The following is an 18,336-nucleotide window of genomic DNA, read 5'->3' as shown; positions in this document are numbered from 1 at the left end:
CATGCCAGCCTTTGCCTCCACCCAGCGCGGAACGGTGCTCGTCGCCGACGACGATCCCGTCATGCGCCTCCTGATGCTCGAGATGCTGGCCCAGGTCGGAATGGAAGGCATCGAGGCCGGCGACGGCCAGGAAGCGGTCGAGCTGGCGCGCGAACGCCTGCCCGACCTGATCCTGATGGACGTCGACATGCCGCGCATGGACGGCTTCACGGCCTGCCGCGCGATCCGCGCCGCCGAGAAGGACGGCGCCTGCGTCCCGATCGTCATGGTCACCGGCAGCGACGACGTCGAGGCCGTGACCCAGGCCTACGAGGTCGGCGCCACCGACTTCGTGTCCAAGCCGATCAACTGGCCGATCCTCGGCCACCGCGTGCTGTACGTGCTGCGCGCCAGTGACGCCATCGCCCGCCTGCGCATCGCCGACGCCCAGAACCGCGCCGTGCTCGAAGCCATTCCCGACACCTTCTTTCGCCTGAACGCGGACGGCTTCTATCTCGACTACGAGCCCGGCCAGGAGCGGCCAGGCCAGGCGTGTCCGGGACGGCCGACCGGCGCGCCCCCGACCAGCGCGCGCTTCATCGGCAAGCACCTGTCCGACACGCTGCCGCCCGAGATCGCGGCGCGCATGCTGGAGCAGATGAGGACCGTGCTCGCCACCCAGCAGGTGCGCTCGGTCGAATACGAACTGATCGAATGCGGCGAGGTGCTGCACTTCGAGGCGCGCCTGGTGGCGACCAGCCCGTCCGAGGTGCTGGGCCTGGTGCGCGACATCAGCGAACGCAAGCGCGCCGAGGAACAGATCCGGCGCCTGGCCTATTGCGACGGCCTGACCGGCATCCCCAACCGGCAAGCCTTCCTCGAGACGCTGGAGCGCGAGCTGCAGCGCGCCAAGATCGGCAACAAGAAGTTCGCGGTGCTGTTCATGGACCTCGACGCCTTCAAACGCATCAACGACACGCTGGGCCACAACGCCGGCGACCAGCTGCTCAAGATGGTCTCGGAACGGCTGCGCGAGACCACCCGGCCGAGCGACCTGGTGTCGCGCGGGGAAGGCGTCGAGCGCGATGCCGCCAGCCTGGCGCGCCTGGGCGGCGACGAATTCACCATCCTGTTGCCCGACCTGGAGCGGGTCGAGCATGCGCTGAACGTCGCCACCCGCGTCAAGGAAGCGATGCGGCGCCCTTTCCTCATCGAGGGCAACGAGATCTTCGTCACCGCCAGCATCGGCATCTCGCTGTTCCCCGAGGACGGCGATGATTGTGGATCACTGCTCAAGTTCGCCGACACCGCGATGTATCATGCCAAGAACTGCGGCAAGAACAACGCCAAGCTGTACAGCTCTTCGCTGACGATGCAGATCATGAGCCACGTGAAGCTCGAGGTGGGCCTGCGGCGCGCGCTGCAGAACGACGAGCTGTACCTGGTCTACCAGCCGCAGCGCGACGTGCGCACGTCCGAGATCGTCGGGGTCGAGGCCCTGGTGCGCTGGCGCCATCCCGAACGCGGACTGGTGCCGCCGACCGAATTCATCCCGCTGGCCGAAGAGACCGGCCTGATCGTCCCGATCGGCGAATGGGTGCTGCGCACCGCCTGCCGCCAGGCGCGCGCCTGGCAGCGCCTGACGCGGCGCCTGCTGCGCATCGCGGTCAACCTGTCGGCCAAGCAGTTCAAGGACGAGAACCTGTCGCAGATCGTGCTGTCGGCCCTGAACGAGACCGGGTTAGAGCCGCGCCTGCTGGAACTGGAGCTGACCGAAGGCACCCTGATGGACGATGCCCGCGCCACGCTGGTCACGCTCGAGCAGCTGCGCGGCATCGGCGTGCACCTGTCGATCGACGACTTCGGCACCGGCTATTCATCGATGAACTACCTGAAGCGCTTCGACGTGCGGGCCCTCAAGATCGACCGCAGCTTCATCGCCGGCCTGCCCCAGGATTCGGAAAACGCGGCCATCACGCGCGCCATCATCGCCATGGCCCACGGCCTCAAGATGGTGGTGGTGGCCGAGGGCGTCGAGACCGGCGAGCAGCTGCTGCTGCTCGAGGAGCTGGGCTGCGACATGGTGCAGGGCTACTACCTCGGCCACCCTTCCAGCGCCGAGAAGATCACCGAGATGCTGCAGCATGCGCAGCAGGCCTTGCCGGCCAAGTAGGGCGCGGCCTCAGGGCACGAAGCGCAGGGTGTGCTTCACCGCCCCCGGCAGCAACGGCGCCGGCTTGCCCTCGATCCAGGCCGCGTGGTCCAGCAGGAAGAACGGCGACAGCGGATGGCCGCTCTGCCCGCCCGGCATATTGTACAGGCCCTCCTCTTCGCGCCCCGGCGACACGGTCAGCCGCTCCGACTGGCCGAACTTGGGGCCGGCCACGCGCGGCATGTGGGCGTCGCCCGCCAGCGGCTGGCCCGGCGCGGCGAGCCAGGGGCGCAGCGCGGGCACGGCCATGCTGATCGGATGGGCGATGTCGGCGGTGTTGCGCCGGCCCCAGGTGGCCTCGGCCAGCGGCGTGCCGGCATCGACCAGGGCCGCGATGGCGCGGTCCACCGCCGCCAGTTGCAGGTCGCGCCACGAAGCATGGCCGGCCGGCAACCAGCCCTGCGGCCGTTCGTCCAGCAGGCGCGCCGCCACCGCCGGCCAGCGCGCGCTGGCCGCGGCCGCGCTGGCCTTCGGATCGATCTCCTTCAGCGCCGCGTTGACGCCGCCGTACAGCAGGTCGTGCACGGACCACATGAAGTCGCGCGCCAGGCGATAACCGATCGACTCCACGCTGGCGCGCCCGCTCCAGCTGGTCTCGAGCAGGCGCCGGAACTCGGCGCGCTGCGGGTGACCCGCGAGCGCCTGCGCGTCAAGCGCGGCCAGCGCGCGCTGGCGCCACTGGCCGACCAGGATCGCGCGGTCGTCCAGGGCGCCGTCGAAGGCGCGGCGCACGTCGACCTGGTCGCCCATGGCTTGCAAGCCCTCGTGCAGCTGGCGGTTGCGCTGGCCCAGGTCGTAGCCGCCGTCGCCCAGCAGCGCGTAGCCGGCGCCGGATAGCTGGCGGCTGTTGGCGGTCGTGATCTGGCCATCGGCGGGGTTCACGATGCGCGGGTAGTCCGCGTACGGCAGCGCCTCGCTCCAGGTCTGCGCCGCGCTGCCGGCGGCGAGCGGAAAGCCGGCCGCGAGGCCGGCCGCCTGGCCTTCGGCGGCGCGCCGCGGCAGCATGCCGGCGACCGTCCAGCCGATGTTTCCGTGCACGTCGCCGGCGACGAAGTTCTGGGCCGGGATGCCGTTGCTGGCGGCGGCGGCCAGCGCTTCCCCGACGTTGGCCACCGTCTCGAGCTTCAGGTGATTCATGTTCAGCGCGGCCGGATCGTGGGCGATCCAGTGCAGCGCATAGCTGCGCCCCGCCACCTCGCGGATCGGGCCGAGCGACGTCTCGCGCACGACCATGCGCTCGGCCGCGGCGCCTTTCACGGCGATCGCCTCGACGTGCTCACGCGGCGTCTCCCAGCCGCCCGGCAGGCCGACCTGGTTCGGACGCGCCGGGTCGATCCGCAGTTCGACCAGGTCGAGCGAATCGGCATAGCTGTTGGTGAAGGCCCAGGCCACCTGGCCGTTGCTGCCGACGATGACGGACGGCGGCGCGCCGGGCAGGCTGACGCCGGCCAGGCGGCGCTGGCCGCCGGGCGCGCCCGGATCGGGAAAGCGCAGCGCGAGGCGATACCAGATGTTCGGCAGCCGCAGGCCCAGGTGCATGTCGTCGGCCACGATCGCCGCGCCGGTGCTGCTGCGGCTGCCGGCCAGCGCATAGTTGTTGCTGCCGACCGAATCGGTGACCTCCAGGCCGGCCAGCCTGACCGGCGCGCCCGGTTCCTTTGGCGCCGCGCCCCACCAGGCCGGCGCCCGCGGCGGCAAGGGGCCGGCCGCCTTTGCCGCGCCCTGGTCCGTGGCGTCGAGGGTCGCGTCGTAACGCGTCTCTTCGGGCAACAGGAAGGCCAGCTGCGCCGCGTCGCTGTGCGCGCGCAGCCAGCCGCGCGCCAGTTCGCGCGCCTGCTGGGCGCCTTGCAGGTCGATGTACATGGCCCACACCACCAGCAGCGAATCGGGCGCCGTCCACAGCCGCGGCGCCGCGCCGGTCAGCGCGTATTCGAAGGGCCGCGCGCCGAGCGCGCCGAGGCCCTCGTTGACGCCTTGCGCATAGCGTTCCAGCAGCGCACGTTCCGGCGCCGGCAGGCGCGCCAGCGTGTCCAGCGCGCGGGCACGGAAGCGGTGCAGGCGGTGCGTGCGGTCGGTGGCCAGCGCCGCCGCGCCGAACAGCTCGGCCAGCTCGCCGGCCGCCGTGCGGCGCAGCAAGTCCATCTGGAAGAAGCGCTCCTGGCCATGCACGAAGCCGGTCGCATAGGCGACGTCGAGCCGGCTGGCGCCGCTGATCAGGGGCACCCCGGCGGCGTCGCGCTCGACCTTGACCTGGCCCGCCAGGCCGGCCACCCTGCGCTCGCCGTCGAGCTGGGCCAGGCTGGCGCGCAGGAACAGCCAGGCCGCCAGCAAGGCCAGCAGCACGAGCGCCAGCAGCGCCCCGACTGTGCGCAGGGTCCAGGTCTTCCATCGGGACTTGCCCAGGGAACCGCTCATACGTCTCCTCCTTGTTTTGGGGGCGTATCTTGCCAGAAAAATCACGGCCGATGCGGATTGGCGAGATAAAAATACCCGGGCGCAGGTCGCTGAACGGGCGCATCCAGGACGTCGGCGGCGCCGTACCTGCTGCTGTCGTTGAAGGCGGCCACATCCGCCCCAATATCCGAACCTGAAGCGCGTGAAGAAATCTCACAAATGCGTTTGCCATCACACGCGGTACGTGCCGGCGATGCTATTCTGGAATCATGCCGCGCGATGCGGCGGGAGGAACTGTCATGCAAAACGTCATCAAAGGCGCAAGGATGCCTGCCATCGTGCGCACGTCCGCAGCCATCGGCCTGGCCCTGCTGGCCGCGGCCTGTTCGACGCCGCAAGAAAAAGCGGCGCGCGCACAGGCCGACATGGCGCAACTCATGAATATCTATGGCCCGGCGTGCAGCCAGCTCGGCTATAGCGCGAACACCGATCCCTGGCGCGAATGCGTGCTGCACCTGGGCACGCGCGAGGAACTGCAGCGCGTGGGCACGGGCGCCGGCGCGTATGGCGCCTGGGGTCCGCGCTATCGCGGCGGCTACTGGGGGCCCTACTGGTAATACCCGGCCCGGGCATAGGACCGCGCACCCTGCCCCTGGCTCCAGGGCGCGCAGTCCGCTGCGGCTTGCGGCAGTAAATTGCAGTAGTGCATCTGCAGTTGGGCGAACACCGCTTCCCAGTCGAATGACGACTCGACCTTGCGCCGCGCATTGGCGCCGAGCGCCGCCAGGTCGCGGCTCGCCAGCTGCCTGATGGCCTCTGCCAGGCTGTCGGGGCAGTTGGGCCGCGCCAGCACGCCCGTGTCGTCGTCGACCAGTTCGGCCAGGCCGCCGGCGCCCGCCGCCACCACCGGCAGTCCGCACCCCATGGCCTCGAGCACGATCAATCCAAAGGTTTCGCAATCGCCCGGATGCACCAGCAGGTCGCAGCTGGCCAGGATGCGGGCCAGCGCGCGCTGGTCGCGCTGGAACGGCAGGCGGCTGATGCGCTCGCCCGGCGCGGCGTCGAGCGCGGTCTCGCCGGCCCCCACCATCAGCAGGTGGAAACCGGGGCCGAGCCGGCGCATCGCCGCGATCAGCACATCCAGTTTCTTGTCCGCCGTGAAGCGCCCGGCATAGACCAGCAGGCGCACCCCGGGCGCCAGCCCCAGCTGCCTGCGCAAGGCGCCATCGCGCAGATCCGGATGGAAGACGCCGCAATCGATGCCGAGCGGCTGGTGCAGCGCGCCCTCCACCCCCATCGCCCGCAGTTGCCCGACCATCAGCCGGCTCGGCGCCAGCACCAGGTCGAACTGGCTGTAGAGGCGTGCAAGATAGCGCCGGACCAGCTGGGCCGCCTGCGGGCCGAAGCGGTTCTCGACCAGGCGCGGCAGGTCGGAGTGATAGAAGGCCACGGCCGGGATGCCCAGCCGGTCGCGCGCGCGCAGCGCGGCCCAGGCGCAGTGCCCGGCATCGCCGACTTCGACCAGGTCGGGCCGCAGCCTGCACAGGCGGCGTTCGATCGCGGCCACCGACACCGGCATGCGGTAGCCGTGGAAGCCGGGCAAGGCCAGGCCGGGCACGCGCAGGCGCGTGGGCGAGGCCTCGGCCTCGATGTTGGGACTGAGGATGGTATGCCGCGCCCGCGCCCGGCGCCGCAGCCAGCGCGACTTGGCGTTCAGGTAGGTGCTGACGCCGCCGCCTTCCGCGGCATAGAACATCGTGAGGTCGACGATATGCATGGCGGGCTCGCAGAAAAATCCACGATAGCAGCGGCCGACCAACCAAGCTTGCGCGCACGCAGCACGCGCGCCCAGGGACCGCGCTACCGGATCGGGATTGCGAACATTATGCGCTGCGGCGGTCGAGCATGGCGCGCGCGATCGTGCCGGCGTCGACGTACTCGAGCTCCCCGCCCACCGGCACGCCGCGCGCCAGGCGGCTGACCTTCAGGCCGCGCGCCTTGAGCATTTCGCTGATGTAGTGGGCGGTGGCTTCGCCCTCATTCGTGAAATTAGTCGCGAGCACCACTTCGCCGACGACGCCATCGGTGGCGCGGTTGACGAGCTTGTCCAGGGCGAGGTCGCGCGGGCCGATGCCGTCCAGCGGCGACAACCGGCCCATCAGCACGAAGTACAGGCCGCGCCAGGTGAGCGTCTGCTCGATCATGATCTGGTCGGCCGGGGTCTCGACCACGCACAGCAGCGTGTGGTCGCGCTCCGGGTCGGCGCACAGCTCGCAAATGTCGATGTCGGAGAAGGTATTGCACCTGGCGCAGTGGTGCACCGTGTCGACCGCCTGGTAGAGCGCGCGCGACAGTTGCGCGGCGCCCTCGCGGTCGTGCTGCAGCAGGTGGAATGCCATGCGCTGGGCCGACTTGGGGCCCACGCCCGGCAGGCGGCGCAGCGATTCGATGAGAAATTCGAGCGAGGTCGACATGTGGGGCGTCCCGCCGGCAGGCGCCGGCCGGGACTGGCATCAGTGAGTGATTGCGTGGATCAGAAAGGCATCTTGAAGCCAGGCGGCAGGCCCGGCATGCCGGCGGTCAGGCCGCTCATCTTCTCGGCGGCGGTCGCCTCGGCCTTGCGCACGGCGTCGTTGAACGCGGCCGCGACCAGGTCTTCCAGCATGTCGCGGTCGTCGCCCAGCAGCGACGGGTCGATGGTGACGCGCTTGACGTCGTTCTTGCAGGTCATGACGACCTTCACCAGGCCGGCGCCCGACTGGCCTTCGACTTCGATCTGAGCCAGCTGCTCCTGCGCCTTCTTCATATTGTCCTGCATGGCTTGCGCCTGTTTCATCAAGCCTGCGAGCTGGTTTTTCATCATGGTGGGTTTCTCCAAAAGTCGGATGGGTGATTGATCGGCAGCGAAACGCTCAGGCGACCTTGACCGAGCCGGGCACGACGAACGCGTCGAAGCGTCGCTCGAGCTCCTGCACGAAAGGATCGGCGGCGACGATGGATTCGGCCAGGCGCTGGCGCTCTTCGCGCGCCGCTTTCTGTTCGGCCCCGGCTGTATACCATACCGGGCCGATCTCGGACTCCACGTTCACGCGGAAGTCGGGGAAATGTTCTTGCAGCGCAGCCGCCATCTTCTCGCTGTTGCCGCTGGCGCGCAGCGTATCGACCGGCACGCGCAGCTTGAAGGTGACCGAGCGGTCGTGCACGACGCAGGCGACCAGTTCGGTCTGCAGCGCCAGCTGCTGGGCCACGCCGCGCAGCGGCAGGCTGCCGGCCAGCGCCGGCCAGTTGCCGTCCCAGGCGATCTCTGGCACGGGCGTGACGACATAGGCGTGCGGCGGCGCGGCCGGGGCCCGCACCTGGGGCGCGGGCGCGACCACGGTCGGCGCCTCGGCGGCGACGGCGGTGTCATCGGAAAAATCGGTGACCCAGGACGGCACGTCGTCGTCCAGTTGCGCTGCTGGCTGGCGCGCCTGCATGGCCGGCTGCTGCTGGGCCATGGCTTGCGGCTGAGCGCCATCCCATGGCGGCGGTGCGGAAGCGGCCCGTGCCTGCATGCCGGCGCCATGGGGCGGCAACGCGGCCGACGGTCCGGGCGCCGATGGCGACGCCGCCGGCGCCGGCGTCACCGGTTCGGCCGTCGGACGCTTGGGTGGGGTACGGATGCCCGACGCGGCGCGCGCCGCCTCCAGCGCCGCATTGATCGCGGCGCGCGCCGACGTCATCGCCGGCGCGCCGGGGGCGGCCGTCGGGGCATTGGGCTGCGCAGGCGCAGGCGCCGCGGGTGCGGAAGGCGGTGCGGCCGAACGCGGCGTCACCGCCGCATGGCTGGCCGCGGCCGCCGCGGCGGCGCGCGCTGGCGACGCGCCTAACGGAGCGGCGGCGGGCGGCGCGGCCGATGCTTCGGCTCCGCCCTGTCCGGGGCGAAAGGCCAGCATGCGCAGCAGGGTCATGGTGAAGCCCGCATATTCGTCCGGCGCCAGGCCGATCTCGTTGCGGCCATGCACGGCGATCTGGTAATACAGCTGCACTTCCTGCGGCTCGAAGACGCCGGCCAGGCGCATGATGTCGGCCAGCTCGGGCAAGTCTTGCGGCACGGCGCCGGGCACCGACTGCGCCAGCGCGATCCGGTGCAGCAAGGTGCCCAGGTCTTGCAGCGCGCCGTTGTACGACAGGCTGCGGCTGGCCATCTCGTCGGCCACCGCCATCAGGTCGGCGCCATCTTGCCCCGCCAGGGCGTCGAGCAGGCGCACCAGATAGGATTGGTCGAGCGCGCCGAGCATGCCCTGCACCGCATCGAGCGTGACCTGGCCGGCCGCATAGGCGATCGCCTGGTCGGTGAGCGACAGCGCGTCGCGCATCGAGCCGTGCGCGCCTTGCGCCAGCAGGCGCAGCGCGGGCTGCTCGAAGCTCACGCCCTCCTGGCCCAGGATGTTCTCGAGGTGGCCGACGATATGACCCGGCGGCATTTGCTTGAGATTGAACTGGAGGCAGCGCGACAGCACCGTCACGGGAATCTTTTGCGGATCGGTGGTCGCCAGGATGAACTTGACGTGCGGCGGCGGTTCCTCGAGCGTCTTGAGCATCGCGTTGAACGCGTGGTTGGTGAGCATGTGCACCTCGTCGATCATATAGACCTTGAAGCGCGCATTGCTCGGCGCGTAGACCGCTTGTTCCAGCAGCTGGGCCATCTCGTCCACGCCGCGGTTGGACGCCGCGTCCATCTCGATATAGTCGACGAAGCGGCCGGCGTCGATCGCGCGGCAAGCCTCGCATTGCCCGCACGGCTCGGCGGTGATGCCGCCCTGCCCGTCCGGCCCGGTGCAATTGAGCGACTTGGCCAGGATGCGCGACAGGGTGGTCTTGCCGACCCCGCGCGTGCCCGTGAACAGATAGGCGTGGTGCAGCCGCTCCGTGCGCAAGGCATGGGTCAGCGCACGGACGACGTGCTCCTGGCCAACCAGCGTTTCGAAGTTCTTGGGACGGTATTTGCGGGCGAGGACTTGATAGGACATGCCACGATTTTACCGCAGATGGCGGTCGTCGCGAACAATCCGCGGGCAGGCTCTTGTGTAACCGGAATGAAAAACGGCGGCAATGGGCGTGCGAACGCCAATGCGATGCGACAACAGAAAGGGAATAGCAGAAAGGGAATTGCTGCGGAAGAGAGAAGATAAGAGGCGAGCCTGATCTGCGGCACTTGCGGTGAACGGCTTTGGCTGCTTCGTTCCCGACCTGACCAGGTAAACCATGCCACAATGCGCAGGGGCCCGCCAGCACCCATTATACCTGACCGCGAACGATTGGGGAAATATGGCCGGCGCCGCGGCGCCGGCCTTCTCGTGTCAGAGCCCCAACTGCCCCCAGATTTCATCCACCTTCTGCTTGACCGCAGGCGCCATCACGATCGGCGTGCCCCACTCGCGATTGGTTTCACCCGGCCATTTATTAGTGGCATCGATACCCATCTTGCTGCCCAGGCCGCTGATCGGCGAAGCGAAGTCGAGGTAATCGATCGGCGTGTTATCGACCATGACCGTGTCGCGGGTCGGATCGACGCGGGTCGTGATGGCCCAGATCACCTCTTTCCAGTCGCGCACATTGACGTCCTCGTCGACCACGACGATGAACTTGGTATACATGAACTGGCGCAGGAAACTCCAGACGCCGAACATCACCCGCTTGGCGTGGCCCGCATACTGCTTCTTCATCTGCACCACCGCCATGCGGTAGCTGCAGCCTTCCGGCGGCAGGTAGAAGTCGGTGATCTCGGTGAACTGCTTCTGCAGCAGCGGGATGAAGACTTCGTTCAGCGCCACGCCCAGCACGGCCGGCTCATCCGGCGGCTTGCCGGTATAGGTCGAGTGATAGATCGGATCGCGCCGCATCGTGATGCGGTCGATGGTAAACACCGGGAAACTGTCCTGTTCATTATAGTAGCCGGTGTGGTCGCCATACGGCCCCTCGAGCGCGTGCTCGAAGCCGGACGGGTGGTTCTCATCCGGGTAGATATGCCCTTCGAGCACGATCTCGGCGGAGGCAGGCACCATCAATTCGCTGCCGATCGCCTTGGTCAGCGAGGTGCGGCTGCCGCGCAGCAGGCCGGCGAACTGGTATTCGGACAGCGTGTCCGGCACCGGCGTCACGGCGCCCAGGATGGTGGCCGGGTCGGCGCCCAGCGCTACCGCGATCGGATACGGCTTGCCCGGATTGGCCAGCGCGTGCTCGCGGAAATCGAGCGCGCCGCCGCGGTGCGCCAGCCAGCGCATGATCACCTTGTTGGGCCCCAGCACCTGCTGGCGATAGATGCCCAGGTTCTGGCGTTTCTTGTTCGGGCCCTTGGTGATCACCAGACCCCAGGTGATCAGGGGCGCGACGTCGCCCGGCCAGCAGTGCTGGATCGGCAGGCGGCCGAGGTCGACGTCCTTGCCCTCCCACACGATTTCCTGGCAGGGAGCGCCTTTTACTTCTTTCGGCGCCATGTCCCATACGGCCTTGACGAGCGAACCCATGCCCATGATGTCCTTGAAACCCTTGGGCGGCTCGGGCTCTTTCAGGCGCGCCAGCACGTGGCCAATCTGGCGCAGCTCGCTCAGATCTTCCGCCCCCATGCCCAGCGCCACCCGCTTCGGGGTGCCGAACAGGTTGCCGAGGACGGGGATCGTGTGCCCGGTCGGTTGCCGGAACAGCAGCGCCGGACCTTCGGCGCGCAGGGTGCGGTCGCAGATCTCGGTCATTTCGAGGTTGGGCGATACCGGAATGTCAATATGTTTGAGCTCGCCCATGCGGTCGAGCTGGGCCAAAAAATCTCGCAAGTCTGTATATTTCATCAAGTTTTGTGCATTTCTTCGATTGCAGAACGTAAGTGAGAGGGTGGTGCCAAGTGATTGATTCGTCAAGTCTTTCCATTTGGAAGGCCGCCTCATCAGAACCAAAAGTTATAAGAGCCGAACGTGCTAGGGTTGACTTGATATAAGCTCCGCCCCTACAATCCGTCCTACTTGATGAGACGGCCTTACTTTTTTTGCCACAATTTTAGCCGTTCTCATGCATTCACGGGGTCGGGGCCCCATATGACATTTTAAGGAGTGTTTTCTCTTGGGCGTCTGCCCAAACCCCCGAGACAGTTGTTGAGCCACTGGTCCCTGCCCTACGGGTTAGCAGCCAGCTGAAGCAAAGCAATGACGGCGTTAGTCGGCCGCGTCGCGGCGACAAACGATTTTCTGATGCACGGCAAAACACATTCTGCGTTTCGCTTAGAGCGACACGACGGGATCTCTTTTGCCGCGACAAGGGGAAAATTCGATGTTTCATCGTTTTATCACGAGCGCAAGGCTCGTGCAATCCATGGCCAGCCAGCCAATCACGTGGTCTTCCGTGAGCAAAACGGCAAGCGGACTATTGAAAACCGCACGCACTACCCTGACCGTATTCGGTCTGACCGCAGTCGCCATGCTGGCGCTGCTGTACACCAATGACAGTTTCGCCAAACGCGTCTCTGAGATGCTGCATCCGCAGCCAGTCGTCGTTGCCGTGGCCGCACCGGTTGCGCCAGTCGCGCCGACGCCCAAGGCGGTGGTCGAGGCAGTGGCCGTCGAAACGACGCACCTGCGCGATTCGCACACGATGCTGGGCAATAGCAAGCAGCAGCAATACGTCACCAACTGGCTGTCCAAGCGTTATCGCGTGGCCGGCGACGCCGCCAATATGCTGGTCTCGACCGCCTACCTGACGGCGCACGAGCTGAAACTCGATCCGCTCCTGATCCTGGCGGTGATGGCGATCGAATCGGGCCTGAACCCGTTCGCCGAAAGCCCGATGGGCGCCAAGGGCCTGATGCAGGTCATGGCCAAGGTCCACCACGACAAGTTCGAGGACGTGGGCGGTCCGCAGGCAGCACTGAACCCGGTGGCCAACATCCGTGTCGGCGCCCTGATCCTGAAGGATTACGTCAAGCGCACCGGCTCGATCGAAGGCGGCCTGAAGACCTATGTCGGCGCGGCCGACCTGGAAACCGATTCGGGCTATGGCAACAAGGTGCTGGCCGAGTACAAGCTGCTGAAGAAGGTCTCGAAAGGCCAGAACGTCCCGGTGCGCACCCCGCGCATCTCGCCGGCGCCGGTGACCATCGTCGCCGCCAAGCAGCCTGAATCGGATACGGCCAAGCCGGAAGCGAAGCCGATGCAGGAAACCACCACCGCCTCCACCACCGGCGCGCAGGTGCCGAACGTCGAGCCGCTGGCCGGCCTGTAAGATCACGAGGGAAGTCCTTGGATGCCACCGCTGCGGCGGTGGCTTTTTTGCGTCTGTTCTATATAGATGTTGTTTCGGCTGCTCGGACGAATTGGGTTCCCGCCTGCGCGGGAACGACGTGTAATCTCTCCGCCCGAACACCACCAACGCGGCTTTGCACACGTACCCAAGCACGTCATTCCCGCGCAGGCGGGAATCCAATTCGCTGGCGGACCACCTACCAACGAAAAAGCCACCGGCTCGCGCACGGTGGCTTTTTCTCGTCAAGCTGGAAGCGAAACGATCAACGACGCTCGTTCGCCGCCACTTCGTCCGGCCGCATGCGCGAGGCCAATTTATCCAGCACGCCATTGACGTACTTGTGCCCGTCGATGCCGCCGAACGACTTGGTCAGCTCGACCGCCTCGTTGATCACGACGCGGTAGGGAATCTCGGGATGGTTCTTCAGCTCGTAGGCGCCCAGCAGCAGCACCGCGTGCTCGATCGGCGACAGCTCGGTGATCGCGCGGTCGATCAGCGGAGCGATCGACTCGCGCAGCTCGACCGAGGTGCTGATCGCGCCATTGAGCAGCGCCGAGAAGAACTCGCTGTCGGCCTTGTCGAAGCCGTGGGCGCCGCGGATATTGGTCGAGACCACCCGCGCCGATTCATTGTTCAGCAGCCATTGGTACAGACCCTGGAGCGCGAACTCGCGCGCGCGGTGGCGCGGCGTGCGGTTCTTGCTCGGGTTGGCGTGCGTACTCTTGTCAGTCATTGTTTTCTTGCCTTTACTGTTATTCGTCCTCTGGCACCAGCTCGTCCAGCGCCATCAGGAGATTGGCCATCTCGACCGCGACGCGTGCGGCGTCGCCGCCCTTCTCGGCCATGCGGACCTCGGCCTGCTCGTCGGTCTCGGTGGTCAGGATCGCGTTGGCGATCGGGATGCCGTAGTCGAGGCCGATGCGGGTGATGCCGGCGCCCGATTCGTTCGACACCAGCTCGAAGTGGTAGGTTTCGCCGCGGATCACCGCGCCCAGGGCGATCAGCGCGTCGAACTGTTCGGTCACGGCCATGCGCTGCAGCGCCAGCGGCACTTCGAGCGCGCCCGGCACGGTCACGTGCAGGATGTCTTCGTCGGCCACGCCCAGGCGCTTGAGTTCGGCCAGGCAGGACGACAGCAGGCCGTGGCCGACGTCGGCGTTGAAACGGGCCTGCACGATACCGATACGCAGGTCTTCGCCCTGCAGATTGCTTTCAAAAGTTCCTACCGTCATGGCTGACCTCTTCTTGTTGATTGGTTGATTGTTCAGGCGTCAAGGCGCGGCACGTAGCCGGTGACTTCCAGGTCGAAACCGGTCATCGACGGCATCTTGCGCGGATTGGCCAGCAGCTGCATCTTGCCCACGCCTAGGGCGCGCAGGATCTGGGCGCCGATGCCGTAGGTGCGCAAGTCCATCGACGCGGCGCGGGCGCCGGCGCGGCTGGCCTTGCCGTCCTGCGGCGCCAGCTGGGCGAACAATTGATCTGCGCTTTCGCCGCAATTGAGCAGCACGATCACGCCGGCGTCGCTGGCCTTGATCGTCTTCATGGCCGAGGCCATGTCCCACGAGTGGGTGGTGGCGCGGTTCTCGAGCAGGTCGAGGATCGACACCGGCTGGTGCACGCGCACCAGCGCCTCTTTCTCGGGCGACAGCTCGCCGTGGACCAGGGCCAGGTGGGCCGAGCCGCTCGGGGCGTCGCGGAAGGCGACCAGCTGGAACTCGCCGGCCTCGGTCGACAGCGTGCGCTCGGCCACGCGCTCGACCAGGCATTCGTTCTGGCTGCGGTAGTGGATCAGGTCGGCGATGGTGCCGATCTTGAGGTTGTGCTCCCTGGCGAACTCGATCAGGTCGGGCAGGCGCGCCATGGTGCCGTCTTCCTTGATGATCTCGCAGATCACCGAGGCCGGGGTCAGGCCCGCCATCTGCGTCAGGTCGCACCCCGCTTCGGTATGCCCGGCGCGCATCAGGACGCCGCCCTTCTGGGCGCGCAGCGGGAAGATGTGGCCCGGCTGCACCAGGTCGTCCGGCGTCGTCCCCTTGTTCACCGCCACCTGGATGGTGCGCGCGCGGTCGGCCGCCGAGATGCCGGTGGTGACGCCTTCGGCCGCTTCGATCGACACGGTGAAATTGGTGCCGAACGAGGTGCCGTTACGCGAGGTCATCATCGGCAGGGCCAGGCGGTCGCAGATTTCCTCGGACAGGGTCAGGCAGACCAGGCCGCGTGCGTGACGGATCATGAAGTTGATCGCCTCGGGCGTGACGAAGTCGGCGGCAAGCACGAGGTCGCCTTCGTTCTCGCGATCTTCCTCGTCGACCAGGATGACCATGCGGCCGGCGCGCAGTTCGGCAACGATGTCCTCGGTGCTGGAAATAGACATACGGGATTCCTTGAAACGGGGGTGTTATGCGTAATCCGCTATTTTAATGGATTTACAGGCTTTCAACCGCATTGTCGGCCCCTGCCTGTTCCCAAATCGCCAGCGCGACGCCCCGACCTCGCCGGCCGATGTTACTTTTAAGCAACATCTAGTGATTTTGCGGATTTAAATTGTTAAGCTCGATGTTTTCACGTGCAACATCGTACCGTGCCCACGCCCAACTGGATTATTATTAAGACATCTTTGCCGTACCCATCCAGAGGGTGCGTCCCATTTTTCGGAGTTGCCATGCCGGTAGTCCTCCCCGTCAGCCATCCTGGCGCCGCTCCATGCGGAGGGCGGCGCTGATGGCCACGATCCTGATCGTCGACGACCGGCCGAGCAACCGCAGCTATCTCGCGGCCCTCCTCGGGTACACCGAACACCGGATCCTCGAGGCCGAGGACGGCGCCCGCGCGCTCGCCATCACGCGCGCCGAGCGCCCCGACCTGATCATCACCGACATCCTGATGCCGACCATGGACGGCTACGAATTCGTCCAGCAGCTGCGCGCCGATCCCGCCTTGCGCGCGACCCGCGTCATCTTCTTCTCGGCCGTCTATTCGGAGCGCGAGACGATGGCCATGGCGGCGCGCTGCGGCGTGACCACGGTGTTGGGCAAGCCTTCCGAGCCGCAGCGCATCCTCGCGGCGGTGGCGGCCGAGCTGGGCGTGGCGCACGGCGCGCCGGCGCCGGCGCTGCCGTCAAAGCACGATCGCGACCTGCCGTTCGACCTGTGCGCGCGCCTGTCCGAGCTGGAACGCATGTGCATGATGCTGGTGGGCGAGCGCCGCGTCGAGGCCCTGGCCGATGCCTTCGTCGACGCCGCGCGGCGCGTGCTGGACGCCGATTGCGTCGCCCTGTGCCTGCTGGCCAGCACCGAACGCACCGTGCGCCACATGGCCACCCATGGCGTCGAAGGCGGCCTGCTCGAGGCCTACGCGCTGAACGAGCAAGACCTGCCCGGCGTGCTGCTGCGCGCGCGCGCCCCGCTGCGGCTTGACGGCGACGACGCCCTGCTGACCACCCTGCCCCAGCACCACCCCGAAGTCGGCCACCTGCTCGGCCTGCAAGTGCACGACCTGCAGCATCCGCTTGGCTGGCTGTATTGCACCCGCCGGGTCGGCGCGGCGCCGTTCTCGGACGAAGAGGAGCGCTGGGCCACGGCCCTGGCGGCCCAGCTGGCGGTGGCCTACGAAAACCTGAACCTGTACGAGGTCGTGCAGCGCCACGCCGCCCAGCTGCAACTCGAGGCGCTGGCGCGCGCCGACGCCGACGCCGCGCTGCGCGACAGCGAGCACCGGCTGGAACTGGCGCGCCAGGTGTTCGACAGCACGCAAGAGGCGATCCTGATGACCGACGCCGACGCCAACATCGTCGCCGCCAACCCGGCCTTCGAAGAGATCACCGGCTACCGCGAGGCCGAGGTGATGGGCCAGAACCCCAGGCTCATGAAATCGGGACGCCACGACGACGCCTTCTACGCCGGCATGTGGAACTGCCTGGAGCACGACGGCCAATGGCGCGGCGAGATCTGGAACCGGCGCAAGAACGGCGAGATCTACCCCGCCAGCATGAGCATCAGCGCGGTCCATGACGAGCAGGGCCGGCGCACCGCCTACGTCTCGGTGTCGACCGACCTGTCGGCGCTGAAGGCCGCCCATCACCAGCTCGATTTCCTGTCGAACCACGATGCGCTCACCCTGCTGCCGAACCGCTCGCTGTTCAACGACCGCATGCAGCAGGCGCTGGCCGCCGCGCGCCAGGATGCCAGCCAAGTGGCGCTGCTGCTGTTCAACGTCGACCGCCTGTCGCGCATCAACGACAGCCTGGGCCACGCGGCCGGCGACGCCGTGCTGCGCGAGGTGGCGCGCCGCGCCGGAGAAGTGGCCGGCCCGACCGAGACCGTGGCGCGCCTGTCGGGCGACGAATTCGTGCTGCTGCTGACGGGCTTCGACGACACCGACGACGTGATTTATTGCGCCCGGCGCCTGATGGAAGCGGTGTCCCAGCCGCTGCTGGTCGGCGAACACGACGTGGTGGTCACCGGCAGCATCGGGATCAGCGTCTATCCGCGCGACGGCGACGTCCCCGGCGACCTGCTCAAGGCGGCCGACGCCGCGCTGGCCCACGTGAAGGAGTCGGGCCGCAACGGCTTCCGGTTCTTCAAGGGCGAGATGAACGCCGAGGCGCTGCGCTGGCTGGCGCTGGAGACGCGCCTGCGGCGCGCGATCGAGCGCGACGAATTGTCGCTGCACTATCAGCCGCAGGTCTCGCGTCTGGATGGCCGCGTGGTCGGCATGGAAGCGCTGCTGCGCTGGCGCAGCGAAGAGATCGGGCCGGTGTCGCCGGCCGACTTCATTCCGCTGGCCGAAGACACCGGCCTGATCCACCCGATCGGCGAATGGGTGATCCGCCAGGCCTGTTTCCAGAACAAGGCCTGGCAAAACGCCGGCCTGGCGCCGGTGCGGGTGGCGGTCAACGTCTCGGCCAGCCAGTTCAAGGCCGGCAGCGTAGCCCAGGTGGTGCGCACCGCCCTGCACGACAGCGGTCTCGAAGCGCAATGGCTCGAGGTCGAGCTGACCGAAAGCGTGATGCTGGGCGACAGCGCGGCGGCCGAGGCCCAGATGGCCGAGCTGCGCGCGCTGGGGGTCTCGCTGTCGCTGGACGACTTCGGGACCGGCTACTCGTCGCTCGGCTACCTGTCGCGCTTCCCGCTCGACAAACTCAAGATCGACCAGACGTTCGTGCGCAACATCGCCACCGAACAGCGCAGCGCCGCCATCGCCCAGGCCACGATCGCCCTGGCCCAGGGCCTGTCGCTGGCGGTGGTGGCCGAAGGCGTGGAAACGGTCGGCCAGCGCGATTTCCTCGGCTCCCTCGGCTGTGACGTCCTGCAGGGCTACCTGTACGGGCGGCCGGTGCCGGCCTTCGAGATGGCCGAGCTGCTGGCCAAAGGACGGGTCGTGCTGTGAACCGGCGACGATGTTTAGGGCAGTCTTAAGCCCATCCGTGCCTGCCTGTGCGCCATGTAGAATGCAATAAACAAGTCACCCAGGAACCA

The 18,336-nt window shown here is 67.5% G+C and carries 14 protein-coding genes and 1 other RNA gene; 5 read left to right on the top strand and 10 right to left on the bottom strand.

The window, feature by feature from the left end:
- The first annotated feature begins 1 nt into the window (after window position 1).
- A complete protein-coding gene (locus ABIB42_RS18845) occupies window positions 2–2,152 on the top strand; it encodes a putative bifunctional diguanylate cyclase/phosphodiesterase (RefSeq protein ID WP_005671292.1) in 2,151 nt (716 codons plus the stop codon).
- Between the two features lie 9 nt (window positions 2,153–2,161).
- Here ABIB42_RS18845 and ABIB42_RS18840 read toward each other — a convergent pair whose 3' ends face one another.
- Window positions 2,162–4,606, bottom strand: a complete 2,445-nt coding sequence (locus ABIB42_RS18840; protein ID WP_429248812.1) for a penicillin acylase family protein — start codon at window positions 4,604–4,606, stop codon at window positions 2,162–2,164.
- Between the two features lie 278 nt (window positions 4,607–4,884).
- Here ABIB42_RS18840 and ABIB42_RS18835 point away from each other — a divergent pair, with 278 nt between their 5' ends.
- The gene (locus ABIB42_RS18835; RefSeq protein ID WP_005671288.1) at window positions 4,885–5,202 is read left to right on the top strand and encodes a hypothetical protein; all 318 of its coding nucleotides are present in this window, start codon (window positions 4,885–4,887) and stop codon (window positions 5,200–5,202) included.
- Here ABIB42_RS18835 and ABIB42_RS18830 read toward each other — a convergent pair.
- The 6 genes from ABIB42_RS18830 to ubiD form a co-directional block, all read right to left on the bottom strand.
- Window positions 5,193–6,362 carry a glycosyltransferase gene (locus tag ABIB42_RS18830; protein WP_429248811.1) on the bottom strand — a complete coding sequence of 390 codons (1,170 nt, stop codon included), beginning with the start codon at window positions 6,360–6,362 and terminating at the stop codon, window positions 5,193–5,195. The genes ABIB42_RS18835 and ABIB42_RS18830 overlap by 10 nt on opposite strands.
- Window positions 6,363–6,468: 106 nt before the next feature.
- Window positions 6,469–7,059 (bottom strand): recombination mediator RecR, encoded by a 591-nt coding sequence (recR, locus tag ABIB42_RS18825; RefSeq protein WP_005671285.1) that lies wholly within the window; start codon window positions 7,057–7,059, stop codon window positions 6,469–6,471.
- A 59-nt stretch (window positions 7,060–7,118) separates the two neighbouring features.
- Window positions 7,119–7,448 (bottom strand): YbaB/EbfC family nucleoid-associated protein, encoded by a 330-nt coding sequence (locus tag ABIB42_RS18820; protein ID WP_005671283.1) that lies wholly within the window; start codon window positions 7,446–7,448, stop codon window positions 7,119–7,121.
- 49 nt (window positions 7,449–7,497) lie between these two features.
- Window positions 7,498–9,597, bottom strand: a complete 2,100-nt coding sequence (locus tag ABIB42_RS18815; protein WP_429248810.1) for a DNA polymerase III subunit gamma/tau — start codon at window positions 9,595–9,597, stop codon at window positions 7,498–7,500.
- Between the two features lie 161 nt (window positions 9,598–9,758).
- Window positions 9,759–9,857, bottom strand: an RNA gene (gene ffs, locus ABIB42_RS18810) — signal recognition particle sRNA small type.
- Between the two features lie 70 nt (window positions 9,858–9,927).
- Window positions 9,928–11,412 (bottom strand): 4-hydroxy-3-polyprenylbenzoate decarboxylase, encoded by a 1,485-nt coding sequence (gene ubiD / locus ABIB42_RS18805; protein ID WP_040778462.1) that lies wholly within the window; start codon window positions 11,410–11,412, stop codon window positions 9,928–9,930.
- A gap of 351 nt (window positions 11,413–11,763) precedes the next feature.
- Between ubiD and ABIB42_RS18800 the strand changes: the two genes are divergently transcribed.
- A complete protein-coding gene (locus tag ABIB42_RS18800) occupies window positions 11,764–12,060 on the top strand; it encodes a hypothetical protein (protein WP_229410226.1) in 297 nt (98 codons plus the stop codon).
- Window positions 12,035–12,835 carry a transglycosylase SLT domain-containing protein gene (locus ABIB42_RS18795; protein WP_157225766.1) on the top strand — a complete coding sequence of 267 codons (801 nt, stop codon included), beginning with the start codon at window positions 12,035–12,037 and terminating at the stop codon, window positions 12,833–12,835. The genes ABIB42_RS18800 and ABIB42_RS18795 overlap by 26 nt, the downstream gene beginning before the upstream one ends.
- A 283-nt stretch (window positions 12,836–13,118) precedes the next feature.
- On the opposite strand, the gene nusB is transcribed toward ABIB42_RS18795, so the two are convergent.
- From nusB to ribBA, 3 genes are read right to left on the bottom strand one after another with little or no spacing between them, the layout of a single operon-like run.
- Window positions 13,119–13,589, bottom strand: coding sequence for a transcription antitermination factor NusB (gene nusB, locus ABIB42_RS18790; protein ID WP_005671275.1), 471 nt, complete (start codon window positions 13,587–13,589; stop codon window positions 13,119–13,121).
- Window positions 13,590–13,608: 19 nt separating this feature from the next.
- The gene (ribH, locus tag ABIB42_RS18785) at window positions 13,609–14,088 is read right to left on the bottom strand and encodes a 6,7-dimethyl-8-ribityllumazine synthase (RefSeq protein ID WP_005671273.1); all 480 of its coding nucleotides are present in this window, start codon (window positions 14,086–14,088) and stop codon (window positions 13,609–13,611) included.
- 32 nt (window positions 14,089–14,120) lie between these two features.
- The gene (ribBA, locus tag ABIB42_RS18780) at window positions 14,121–15,233 is read right to left on the bottom strand and encodes a bifunctional 3,4-dihydroxy-2-butanone-4-phosphate synthase/GTP cyclohydrolase II (protein ID WP_005671272.1); all 1,113 of its coding nucleotides are present in this window, start codon (window positions 15,231–15,233) and stop codon (window positions 14,121–14,123) included.
- 347 nt (window positions 15,234–15,580) lie between these two features.
- Here ribBA and ABIB42_RS18775 point away from each other — a divergent pair, with 347 nt between their 5' ends.
- The gene (locus ABIB42_RS18775; RefSeq protein ID WP_184239929.1) at window positions 15,581–18,247 is read left to right on the top strand and encodes a two-component system response regulator; all 2,667 of its coding nucleotides are present in this window, start codon (window positions 15,581–15,583) and stop codon (window positions 18,245–18,247) included.
- Window positions 18,248–18,336: the final 89 nt, after the last annotated feature.

Source organism: Massilia sp. UYP32 (genome assembly GCF_050434365.1).
GTDB lineage: Bacteria > Pseudomonadota > Gammaproteobacteria > Burkholderiales > Burkholderiaceae_D > Telluria > Telluria timonae.
The sequence above is the reverse complement of the archived record's forward strand: the minus strand, read 5'-3'. Positions and strand labels throughout refer to the sequence as shown.

Coding starts and splice junctions, on each gene's coding strand:
- ABIB42_RS18835 (WP_005671288.1), top strand. CDS start 4,885: ATGCAAAACGTCATCAAAGGCGCAAGGATGCCTGCCATCGTGCGCACG.
- ABIB42_RS18795 (WP_157225766.1), top strand. CDS start 12,035: ATGCTGGCGCTGCTGTACACCAATGACAGTTTCGCCAAACGCGTCTCT.
- nusB (WP_005671275.1), bottom strand. CDS start 13,589: ATGACTGACAAGAGTACGCACGCCAACCCGAGCAAGAACCGCACGCCG.
- ABIB42_RS18775 (WP_184239929.1), top strand. CDS start 15,581: ATGGCCACGATCCTGATCGTCGACGACCGGCCGAGCAACCGCAGCTAT.
- ABIB42_RS18820 (WP_005671283.1), bottom strand. CDS start 7,448: ATGATGAAAAACCAGCTCGCAGGCTTGATGAAACAGGCGCAAGCCATG.
- ubiD (WP_040778462.1), bottom strand. CDS start 11,412: ATGAAATATACAGACTTGCGAGATTTTTTGGCCCAGCTCGACCGCATG.
- ABIB42_RS18845 (WP_005671292.1), top strand. CDS start 2: ATGCCAGCCTTTGCCTCCACCCAGCGCGGAACGGTGCTCGTCGCCGAC.
- recR (WP_005671285.1), bottom strand. CDS start 7,059: ATGTCGACCTCGCTCGAATTTCTCATCGAATCGCTGCGCCGCCTGCCG.
- ABIB42_RS18840 (WP_429248812.1), bottom strand. CDS start 4,606: ATGAGCGGTTCCCTGGGCAAGTCCCGATGGAAGACCTGGACCCTGCGC.
- ABIB42_RS18830 (WP_429248811.1), bottom strand. CDS start 6,362: ATGCATATCGTCGACCTCACGATGTTCTATGCCGCGGAAGGCGGCGGC.
- ABIB42_RS18800 (WP_229410226.1), top strand. CDS start 11,764: ATGACGGCGTTAGTCGGCCGCGTCGCGGCGACAAACGATTTTCTGATG.
- ribBA (WP_005671272.1), bottom strand. CDS start 15,233: ATGTCTATTTCCAGCACCGAGGACATCGTTGCCGAACTGCGCGCCGGC.
- ABIB42_RS18815 (WP_429248810.1), bottom strand. CDS start 9,597: ATGTCCTATCAAGTCCTCGCCCGCAAATACCGTCCCAAGAACTTCGAA.
- ribH (WP_005671273.1), bottom strand. CDS start 14,088: ATGACGGTAGGAACTTTTGAAAGCAATCTGCAGGGCGAAGACCTGCGT.